Genomic DNA, 10,326 nt, shown 5'->3' on the forward strand with positions numbered 1-10,326 from the left:
CGTTGCTGAATTGCTGAATTGCTGAATTGCTGAATTGCTGAATTGCTGAATTGCTGAATTGCCGGAACGACGGAATGCAGGGGGCAGTAGTATCGGCATAAGCGTGTTGTGGCCGATATAGCCCAGGTGCGAATCGAACATTTTCAGGCGCCACTCTTTCTAAGTTCGGTCTCGAAAGAGAGTGAACAGCCCATTGCTAACGCAACGGGCTTTTTTACGCCTGCGATTTGGGTGTTTTTACGTTGTTGAATTGCCGGAACGACAGAATGCAGGGGGCAATAGCATCGGCATAATCGTGTTGTGGCCGATATAACCCAGGTGCGAGTCGAACATTTTCAGGCGCCACTCTTTCTAAGATTGGTCTCGAAAGAGAGTGAATAGCCCATTGCTAACGCAATGGGCTTTTTTACGTCTGCGATTTGGGTGTTTTTACGTTGCTGAATTGCCGGAACGACGGAATGCAGGGGCAATAGGATCGGCATAATCGTGTAGTGGCCGTCGCAGCTAAGTGCGAGCGGAACATTTCCAGGCGCCACTCTTTCTAAGATTGGTCTCGAAAGAGAGTGAACAGCCCGTTGTTAACGCAACGGGCTATTTTATAGGTAGTAGTATTGCTGAAGATGGAGTTTTAAACTTGTATAAAGTTAAGTAAAGCCGTGAGTGCTGTGTTTCTAGCTGTATCACGCTCCATAAAGATCTCATGCCGTGCATAGGGGATTTTGATTAACTTACAAAAGCCTGTACTTGCGCGTTTCTGAGCTGCATTAGACACAATGGTGTCTTCTTCTGCCTGAAGTATTAATAAGGGAATATTGATATTTTGAGCTGCTTTTATCGCACTCTCTCCAGCATCGATAGATTCTACTAACCAACGGTTTGTTGGTGAGCCTAACTGTAGTTTAGGTTGCTGTTGATAGAGATCTCTATAGTCGTCATAACGCAGTTTGCTATTGGTTAGGTCGTTCTTTTCAAATGGATCGGCATGATAATCTTTGCCGCCCAATACATAGTTTGGATTTTGGTTACTATGATTATCTAACAGCGATGCTAGTTTACGAATGAAGCGCTTCGGTAGCGGGAGTTTTATACCGTACATTGGGGCTGAAAATACAGCTGATTTAAACACACCTGGATGCTGAGCTAAATACAAAGTGCCTATGGCTCCCCCCATCGAATGACCGACAAGAAAATAGTCTCTCTCTTGAACTGGTTTAACGATGTTGTATATAAATTCGTCGAAATCGTCGACATAACGCTGGAACTTGTCGATATGTCCTTGATGGAGGTTTACGGTCGTTCTGCTGGAAAGTCCTTGGCCACGATGATCAATAGCAAACAAGTCGTAGCCTTGGCGGTAAAGATCGAACATGAGCTCTTTATACTTTAAGTAGGATTCGACTCGTCCACTACTTAGTACTATGGTGCCTTTGCTATTTTGTTGAATAACCGATGCATAAGCGAGTGATATACCATCTTTGGTTTTAAAACTTGCTTGTGTTACCTGCTGCCAAAATGCAGCTTGCTCGGGGCTGCTTAGATGATGCTCAGATGAAAAGGTACAGACAGAGCTTAGTGATATGGCAGGTTCAGCAGCATTTGGCATGGTTGTATTCTATTGGATAAAGATATTTGCAGTGTAACAAACTCCCTTTGCTATAAGGGGGTCTAGTGGATAATAAAATGGTCGCATATAGCGACCATTTTATTGGACCCGGTTAGAGCGCGGCTTGTTGTTGCTCTATAAAGTCGTTAATTTGCTGCTCAAGAATCGACATAGGAACAGAACCATTGGCTAACACAGCATCGTGAAATGCCCTGATATCGAAGTTTTCGCCTAGTTCTTGCTCCGCTTGGGCGCGTAAACGCTTAATGGTTAACTCCCCTATTTTGTAAGATAGAGCTTGGCCAGGCCACGAGATGTAGCGGTCGATCTCTGTAGTCACGTTATGGAGTGATAAGGCGGTGTTACTTGCCATAAAGTCGATTGCTTGCTGACGACTCCACCCTTTTGCGTGCATACCCGTATCGACGACAAGTCTTGCTGCTCGCCACATTTCATAGGTAAGTCGACCAAAATTACTGTAAGGATCTTGATAGAATCCAGCTTCAAGCCCTAGATACTCAGAGTAGAGACCCCAACCTTCACCAAATGCTGAGATATAACCATAACGGCGAAAACTGGGTAGTTCTGTTAGCTCTCGATTTAATGATATCTGTAGGTGATGCCCCGGTACTGCTTCGTGTAATGTTAAAGCTTCCATTTCATACAGTGGTCGTTTATCGAGCGCATAGGTGTTGACCCAATAGTAGCCTGGTTCATCATCTCGGTTGGAGCCGGAGTATCTGCCCGTGGTGTATTTAGGGGCTATTTCAGCTGGCACTGGGGCAATACCGTATGGCTGACGCGGTAGTTTACCGAAGTACTTGGGCAGCATAGCATCTGCCTTTTTTGCGATGTAGGCCGCTTCTTTTAGAAGTTCTTCTGCTGTTTTAGGGTAAAACTGCGGATCTGTTCTTAGAAAGTGGAGGAAATCAGCAAAGCTGCCTTCAAATCCAACCTCGTCAATGATTTGCTGCATTTCTGCTCGAATACGCTTAACTTCGCTTAAGCCTAGTTGGTGCACTTCATCTGATGTCATGTCCAGTGTGGTGTAGTAACGAACTCGGTTTTCGTAAAACTCTTTACCATTAGGCAGTTTTGAAGCCGCAATATCAGTACGTGCATTTGGAATATATTCATTAACCATGAAGTCATAAAAAGCTTGGTATTGAGGTAAAACAGTGTTCTCTACTAGTTCTAAACCTTGGTTGGTTAACGCTATCTTTTCAGCGTCACTGAAATACGCTGGGTATTCAGTGAAAGGCTTAAAATAGCCGCTTTCTTCCACTGGTACAATAAAGGCACTAATGCTGGTTTCGAATCCATTTAGGGTTACTTTGGCTGGTGTGATCCCAGATGCAAGTCCTTGCTTTAACCAGTAGGTTTGCTGTGAAAAGTAAGTCGGCAATGCTTTCAGCTGGCTAATATAATTTTGATAATCTTCTATTTTTGCAAAGCGACCATTGGCGATTGAGGCTATATATGCATGAAAGCCGCTCTCGGCTGACAAAGGGATGTAGTGGTCTTTATAGCGATATAGGTCAACGCTATTTTGCAATTGGTCTTGTAAAATTTTGGCGTTGATAACATCATCGGCACTCAACTCCGCTCTATTAAGTGCTTTTATTTCACTTAACAACGTAACACGACGTTGATTTAGTGAGCCTAGGGCTGTTGGCGATAGATCTTGCAGCTTTCCTGCTGCGGATAGATCGCCCAATGAATATGCCAAACTAGGACTTTCATCTAATGATATCTGCCATGCCTGGTCGATTGCTATTTGCAGTTGTGCATTTATCGATTGTTTTGCTGATGTTGCAACGGTTGTTGTTTGAGAGGTCGGAGCAATAGAGAGAGTTTGGCAGGCGCTGAGACTGATGACTAAAATGGAGGGGAGCAAGTATTTGTACATGTTATATCCGTTTTTGTTATGGATTTATTTTTATTCTGACTTTGATTATGCCGATCGCGGCGTAAAAGGTCACGCCGATAAGTTAAAGGGCTTTGTCGCAAACTGACTCTAAACCACAATAAACGATGAAAACAGACTCCTCTGATATAACTAGGAGGCTGAATGATACAAGTTTCCCTATGGACCTATGCCTTTAGCGATGTCTATCTGCATGAGTTAAGTGCACCGCCAGCAAGTACTATTCAGTTTCTTCCCAAGATTTTCATTCTGAATATTGATGTATCATTTCTTTTATTTTTGATGGTTATATTCGACAATGTTAATGAGATGTTTTTGTTCAACACATTAATTATAAAGCGTATTTATCGACAGCTAGACAATAGTAAAGCCATAGGTACTTAATGTTGATATACGTTTTATCTATCTGTGACAGGACCGTATTATCTCCCTTAAACCAAGGTGTCAAAATACGCTATGCGACAGAAAAAGCTCTGCGAATATGTCTACGTCGTGATTTTTCACCTTAACATGTGACGTCACTTAATCTCTGTTTTACATCTTAATTAAGCTAAAAACAATGACTTAGTCTTGTTCTTGGCTGTGGGTATCGCTTTCGTAGCTGTATTAGCCGTCGGTTACCATTACTGTGACAGTTACTCGCGGCATAGGTAGGTCTTTCATATTGTGGTTCAACTATTGCTCATTCGACTAATACCGACTAGGTTAGGAATCTGGATGTTGGTAGTTCTCAGTTATAAAAGGAATTGTAATGAATAGATCTAAGCTTGCCTTGTTAATAGCATTTTCTCTGATTTTACCTCACTCAACTATGGCTGCGACTCAGTCAAAACCTGCCTCAGAATTTACCAAAAAAGAAAATGCCGCAGTACTCAAAGCCCTTCCCTTCAGCGATAGGCAAGATTTTAAAAATGCACAGCGTGGCTTTATCGCCAAGCCAGATACTGTCACGATTAAAGATGCACAGGGCAATGTCGTCTGGGATCTAGAGCAATACAAAACCTATATTAGTATCGATAAAGATTCACCTGATACCGTTAACCCCAGTTTGTGGCGTAACTCGCAACTCGTGATCCAACATGGCCTCTTTGAAGTCACCGAGAACATTTATCAAATTCGTGGCTTTGATCTAACTAATATCACTTTTATTAAGGGTAAAACAGGCTGGATTGTCTTCGATCCACTGATCTCACCAGAGACCGCAAAAGCGGCTCTCGATTTCATCAATAAGCAACTAGGGGAACGTCCCGTTGTTGCTATCGTCTATAGCCATAGCCATATTGATCACTACGGCGGTGCAACGGGTATTGCGACTGCTGAAGAGGTCGCGTCCGGAAAAGTTCAAGTGATCTCCCCCGAGCACTTTACCGAACATGCGGTCTCCGAAAATGTAATTGCTGGTAATGCTATGGGGCGTCGTGCCGTCTATATGTACGGTGCCATGCTACCTCGTAATGCTAAAGGCGGCGTCAATGGCGGCTTAGGTATGACGGTTTCAACCGGTCTCGCTGGCTTATTATTACCTAGTCATGAGATCACTAAAACAGGTGAGAAACTCAATATTGATGGGGTAAACATGGAGTTTCAACTCACACCAGGTAGTGAGGCGCCCGCGGAAATGAATACCTGGTTCCCTGACATGAAAGCACTATGGATGGCGGAAAATACCACCAATACCATGCACAATATTTTGACCTTGCGTGGCGCTCAAGTGCGGGATGCATTGATTTGGTCAAGCTTTCTTGATGAAACCATAGATACGTGGGGTGACCAAGCAAAAGTGAAATTCCAGAGTCATCACTGGCCGCTATGGGATAGCGAAAACATTATTCCCTACTTTAAAAAACAACGTGATATCTACAAATTTACCCATGATCAATCTGTTCGTATGATGAACCAAGGTTATACGGGGGAAGAGATCTCCGAGATGATTACCCTACCTGCAGAGCTTGAACAGAACTGGGCGACTCGGGGCTATTACGGCACCTTGCGTCATAACAGTCGGGCTGTATATCAAAGATATATGGGGTGGTATAACGGTAATCCATCTAACCTCAACAACCTACCGCCCGAGATGGTCGCTAAAAAGTATATGGCGTTTATGGGAGGCGAAGCGGCAGTGATTAAGAAAGCTCAAGCGTCATTTGATAAAGGAGAATATCGCTGGGTCGCCGAAGTGATGAAGCATGCCGTATTTGCCAACGCTAAGAGCCAACCCGCGAAAGAGTTGTTAGCTGATGCTTTTGAGCAACTTGGCTATCAGGCTGAATCTGGTCCTTGGCGCTCAGTGTATCTACAGGGGGCTTATGAATTACGAAACGGTGTACCATTAGCAGGAGGTACTCAAACAGCAACACCAGATACCATACGTGCAATGACACCAGCAATGCTGTTTGATTTCTTAGCGGTAAGACTTGATTCGAGTAAAGCTGAAGGTAAATTACTTAATATTAATATTGATTTTACGGACCTCCAAAGTCAGTACACACTCACTTTAGAGAACGCTGTGCTGCACCATAGTCAGAACCAAGTTGAAAAACCCGATGTAGCCTTGGTGATGAGCATGAAAACCATGAATAGTATCCAGCTCAAAGAGCTCAGCTTCGATGAAGCAATTAAGAATGGTTCGGTGAACATCAGCGGTGACCAAAAGCAGTTTAAAGAGTTTCTCGGCATGTTAGATGACTTCAATTTTTGGTTTAACGTCGTGACGCCATAGCTGAAGGTTCACTAGAAAGGGAGTGCCTAGAGCTGAGATCCTAGGTGCTCTTTTTACTGAGCTGCTTGGATCATCAACTTATTCGGTTGAGCTCATTGGGGAACTCGATGAAACCGATTTTAAAGTAAAAGAGAAATGTCATTACGAGGGAATGGGCGCAAACACGCTAAAACGAAGGCGGACTTAGTGATGTAGAGTTTACTCGTTTGCAATGTAAAGGGTGTTGAGGTGGCATTTATCTCAGAGGATGAACACTTTACATTATACGCAGCTAATACATAATCGGTTTGTTCGAGACATAAAAAAACCGGCTAATGCCGGTTTTTTATGTGTGCATCTTAATTAGATAACACGCGAGAATTGTTGCTGTCTTGCTTTTTCACGGTAGTAAACATCAAAGCAGATACAGATATTACGGATCAACAAACGGCCTGTTGGGCTGATGGTGATCTTTCTGTCAGTAATGTCGACTAACTCATCATCAATGAATGTCTGTAGCAGTTTTAAGTCTTCTACAAAGTACTCTTCAAAGTTGATATTCAGCTTTTCTTCTATCAGGGCCATATCAAGCTCGAAGTGACAGATAAGCTGCTTAATAACGACGCGACGAATCTCGTCATCGCGGTTTAAGCCACAACCTTTCCAAAGTGCGTGACCATTAGCATCGATAGATTCGAAGTAAGGGCGAACATCTTTTTGGTTCTGAGCATAACAATCACCAATTTGGCTGATAGATGAGACACCTAAACCAAGTAGGTCACACTCTTCTTGAGTGGTATAACCTTGGAAGTTACGGTGCAAGCGGCCTTCATTTTGTAAAATTGAAAGCTCATCATCAGGTTTAGCAAAGTGATCCATACCGATATATTGGTAACCTGCACCGGTTAAGGTTTCGATTGTTTGATGCAGCATATCTAGCTTTTGCTGTGGAGACGCTAAGTCTTCATCTTTAATCTTACGTTGCGCTGCAAAACGTGATGGCAGGTGAGCATAGTTAAAGACAGACAAACGGTCCGGATCAAGATCGAGAACACGTTGCATTGTTTCAGCAAATGTCTCTGGAGTTTGATGTGGCAAGCCGTAGATAAGATCAATGTTTGTAGAAACAAAGCCAAGTTCTTTAGCGCGTGCCATCAGGTCAAAAATAAACTGCTCGTCTTGTTCGCGATTGACAGCAATTTGAACCTTTTTATTGAAATCCTGAACACCGATAGAGATGCGGTTAAAGCCCGCTTCTTTTAGCGTGTCGAGCATCGATAGCTCTATTTCACGTGGGTCAACTTCAATCGAGTATTCACCGACTTCAGCAACGTTAAAGTTTGCTTTAACAAGTGCTGACAGCGTTAGAATTTGCTCAGGAGTAAGGAATGTCGGCGTACCGCCACCCCAATGAATTTGTGTGACTAAATAGTTTTTAAATAACGGGGCGCGTTTAATTATCTCTTTCGCAAGATACTCAAGATACTGATCGGCTTTATGCTGATGACGAGTGATGACTTTATTGCAGCCACAGTAGTAACAAAGTTTGGCGCAAAAAGGGATATGGATATAAAGAGAAAGCTTATCACTCTTGCTGTTTTTAATGGAGGTCAGCAATTTATCTTCGGTAAACGAATCATCGAACTCAAGCGCCGTTGGATAAGAGGTATAACGTGGGCCGCTATAGTTGTACTTCTCGATCATTGACTGATCCCAGCTAATTTGGGTGGGCTGCTTCAAGGCGTATCCTCCGATGTATAGTAATTTAGCAACATGTGAAGTATGCATCGTTATTTGTGCAATAACTTTGATCCATGTTGTAAATTTGAAATGTGGGTAACAAAGAGCGATAGAATATCGCTGAATTTGGAGTTTATGTCTGCGCTGTTAAGTAGATTTTGTGCACAGACTCACCCTATATTAATAAAATCTTCTATAACTGAGATCTGGGTAGAGATCCAATATAGCCATAGTACAAGCTATAACCATAGTTGTAGCGGGTGATTAATGCAGTGCGGAGGCGTTAAATTGACTAAGTAGTTTAGCTTCTTTTAAGATTTCACTCTCTAGCTCACCCTCTGATTGTATTCGAGCAAAATCCAGTTTCATCCGCTGTTTTTTGGACAGTGCAGTGCGACTTTCTTTAATTGGGTGCTCTTTGATGACTTCAAAATGCTTGAATGTTGCAGGATACTGTTCGCTGACTAACTCTGACATACCAACTAAGTTAAATAACTTAGCTATACGCATTACCCCTTCTGATAGCTCACAACGCTCCTCGATCATCGCTGCTGCTATGTAACGTACACTATCGAGTAACTCTTCTGACTTTGCTTTTGCCGTTGCAGCCTGTTCTTGTTGCTGCTTGATTTTAGCTTGATTCTGCTTACGTATACGCATCAGCAGGTAAGTTGCATAAGTCGTTAGTGCAACGATAATAAAAAAGCCAATAACGATAAGAACTGTTGTCATGCTAAATCCTGTTACAGTCGGGAAGTGAGAGTGTCAGATAAAAATATGGCATCAATTAAGATGCCATATAGGAGCTGTGTCTCTAAGGACTAGTCTTTCTGTTGGAAATCTTTAAGCAGATCTGCACCAGATTCAAACTTGTCGAAGAGGTCGTCATCGCTGACGGCTTTCTTCGGTTTAGTCTTAGGCTGAGGTAGCTCTTCTTCTTCGGTAATACCGAGTTTATCTAACAGAGTTTCAATTTGGGTTAATTGCTTATTTAACCACTTTTGATCATCTGGAGTTAGGTTTTTACCCTCCTCAAGCATATCCAATAGACCATTGAGTCTCGGATTCTCTTCTAGCTTTAATAGTTTTTCATCATCAGATAGTTTAGGCCCTTTTGGCTTGCTTTCTACCTTCTGCTCTTTAACGATATTAAGCTGAATAGGCTTTTTACTGCCGTGACGTGGATCGCTGTTTTTAGCGCTGCCACCGTTCGCTTGGCTTTCAATCATTGAAGCGTTATGACGACTTCCCGCTTTATTGCCGGCAATTTGTTTCTTACCTCCAAGAACACGATCATTTTTCTTAGTTCTTGGGGCTAATTTTGGAGCATTCTCGTTGCTCTTACGCGATTTCTTACTACGGGACATGATTTGCTTATCTCGTTAACTTAAATGACTCTGCTGCCGACAAAACTAATAATCTCTATCAACAATTGAAGTTTGGCCGCGTGTTATACCAGATCCTGATGGTTTTTGCACCAGAATGAGATCGTTTGCCGCAAATAATAGCTTAAAACCGGCATTATTAGCCAGATATTTGAAACTTTGTTGTTGATAGAAGCTAACGTGGGTGATGTTATTTTTGTGGTGCCATTTATCAAATCCGTCGAGATCGGTCAGTAATGGCGTATTAATCGCAATCCAGCCGCCAGGTTTGACTAACTCACACAGTAGTCTCCACTCTTTGTAGGGAAACCTGAAATGCTCAAAAACACGATAACAGCAGATGAAATCGTATTGCTGTTTTAGCTGTCTATTCCAAGGTGCTAGGCTAGGGTCATATTGATTAATTATATGGCCACGCTCTGTCACCCTTTGCAAGCTCTTGGGATCTAAGGTTCTGCCGAAATTAAGACCGAGTAATGATTGTCCGCTTGTTTCGCATTGAGACACTAAATCAAACAGGAATTGTGAGAGTAATTTGTGTTTGTTGTTAGCGAGGCGATACTTTTGTCGTTCGGCATTGGGTGGCAAATGCGAGTTGGCGTCAGCAAATACGAGTTCACATTGGTGACAACGATATAAACTGCGCTTTTTATTTTCATAGAATAGTTGGCTATTGCTACTCAAGCACAACGGGCATCGACGCATAAAACGACTCCCTCTCAAATTAATGCATTAAAGATATTGAAACCGAAAGAGACTGATAAAAACGTGGTGCTACGCTAAATGGCGAACTAAGAGTATGAATTGATAGCAAGATATAAACCAATTTTTAAAGGGTCTTTAGCCAGTATATACCCGTTCTCCCTGAAGATGCAGGAATCAGTGGGAGTTTAATGAGGTTTAATCAAAGCATTGATTGCAAGTAATGGTCGCTCCCTTGATAAAATCAATAATGTTGAGTAACCCCCACTCT

General features: G+C 42.5%; 8 protein-coding genes. 2 read left to right on the top strand and 6 right to left on the bottom strand.

Annotation, left to right across the window (positions count from 1 at the left end; all coding sequences use genetic code 11):
- Positions 1–628: 628 nt before the first annotated feature.
- Both CXF82_RS09460 and CXF82_RS09465 read right to left on the bottom strand, forming a co-directional pair.
- Positions 629–1,603: an alpha/beta fold hydrolase gene (locus tag CXF82_RS09460; protein ID WP_101090160.1), complete on the bottom strand. Its 975-nt coding sequence runs from the start codon at positions 1,601–1,603 to the stop codon at positions 629–631.
- A gap of 112 nt (positions 1,604–1,715) precedes the next feature.
- Positions 1,716–3,512: a DUF885 domain-containing protein gene (locus tag CXF82_RS09465; protein ID WP_102044081.1), complete on the bottom strand. Its 1,797-nt coding sequence runs from the start codon at positions 3,510–3,512 to the stop codon at positions 1,716–1,718.
- 162 nt (positions 3,513–3,674) lie between these two features.
- On the opposite strand from CXF82_RS09465, the gene CXF82_RS09470 reads away from it, so the two are divergent.
- Together CXF82_RS09470 and CXF82_RS09475 are read left to right on the top strand one after the other, a co-directional pair.
- Positions 3,675–3,914, top strand: a complete 240-nt coding sequence (locus CXF82_RS09470) for a hypothetical protein (RefSeq protein WP_102039975.1) — start codon at positions 3,675–3,677, stop codon at positions 3,912–3,914.
- Between the two features lie 367 nt (positions 3,915–4,281).
- Positions 4,282–6,249, top strand: coding sequence for an alkyl/aryl-sulfatase (locus tag CXF82_RS09475; protein ID WP_102044082.1), 1,968 nt, complete (start codon positions 4,282–4,284; stop codon positions 6,247–6,249).
- Between the two features lie 342 nt (positions 6,250–6,591).
- On the opposite strand, the gene hemN is transcribed toward CXF82_RS09475, so the two are convergent.
- From hemN to CXF82_RS09495, 4 genes are all read right to left on the bottom strand, one after another.
- Positions 6,592–7,968, bottom strand: a complete 1,377-nt coding sequence (hemN, locus tag CXF82_RS09480) for an oxygen-independent coproporphyrinogen III oxidase (RefSeq protein ID WP_101090170.1) — start codon at positions 7,966–7,968, stop codon at positions 6,592–6,594.
- A gap of 264 nt (positions 7,969–8,232) precedes the next feature.
- Positions 8,233–8,700, bottom strand: a complete 468-nt coding sequence (locus CXF82_RS09485; RefSeq protein WP_102039973.1) for a DUF2489 domain-containing protein — start codon at positions 8,698–8,700, stop codon at positions 8,233–8,235.
- A gap of 89 nt (positions 8,701–8,789) precedes the next feature.
- Complete coding sequence (gene yihI, locus CXF82_RS09490) at positions 8,790–9,335, bottom strand: Der GTPase-activating protein YihI (protein WP_101090156.1); 546 nt, start codon at positions 9,333–9,335, stop codon at positions 8,790–8,792.
- 45 nt (positions 9,336–9,380) lie between these two features.
- Positions 9,381–10,058: a class I SAM-dependent methyltransferase gene (locus CXF82_RS09495; protein ID WP_101090155.1), complete on the bottom strand. Its 678-nt coding sequence runs from the start codon at positions 10,056–10,058 to the stop codon at positions 9,381–9,383.
- Positions 10,059–10,326 lie beyond the last annotated feature (268 nt).

Origin of the sequence: Shewanella sp. GutDb-MelDb, assembly GCF_002836075.1 — a bacterium.
In the GTDB taxonomy this organism is placed as follows: domain Bacteria; phylum Pseudomonadota; class Gammaproteobacteria; order Enterobacterales; family Shewanellaceae; genus Shewanella.

Excerpts from the sequence above, each read along its gene's own strand:
- CXF82_RS09495 (WP_101090155.1), bottom strand. The coding sequence starts at position 10,058 with ATGCGTCGATGCCCGTTGTGCTTGAGTAGCAATAGCCAACTATTCTAT.
- yihI (WP_101090156.1), bottom strand. The coding sequence starts at position 9,335 with ATGTCCCGTAGTAAGAAATCGCGTAAGAGCAACGAGAATGCTCCAAAA.
- CXF82_RS09465 (WP_102044081.1), bottom strand. The coding sequence starts at position 3,512 with ATGTACAAATACTTGCTCCCCTCCATTTTAGTCATCAGTCTCAGCGCC.
- CXF82_RS09485 (WP_102039973.1), bottom strand. The coding sequence starts at position 8,700 with ATGACAACAGTTCTTATCGTTATTGGCTTTTTTATTATCGTTGCACTA.
- CXF82_RS09460 (WP_101090160.1), bottom strand. The coding sequence starts at position 1,603 with ATGCCAAATGCTGCTGAACCTGCCATATCACTAAGCTCTGTCTGTACC.
- CXF82_RS09475 (WP_102044082.1), top strand. The coding sequence starts at position 4,282 with ATGAATAGATCTAAGCTTGCCTTGTTAATAGCATTTTCTCTGATTTTA.
- CXF82_RS09470 (WP_102039975.1), top strand. The coding sequence starts at position 3,675 with ATGATACAAGTTTCCCTATGGACCTATGCCTTTAGCGATGTCTATCTG.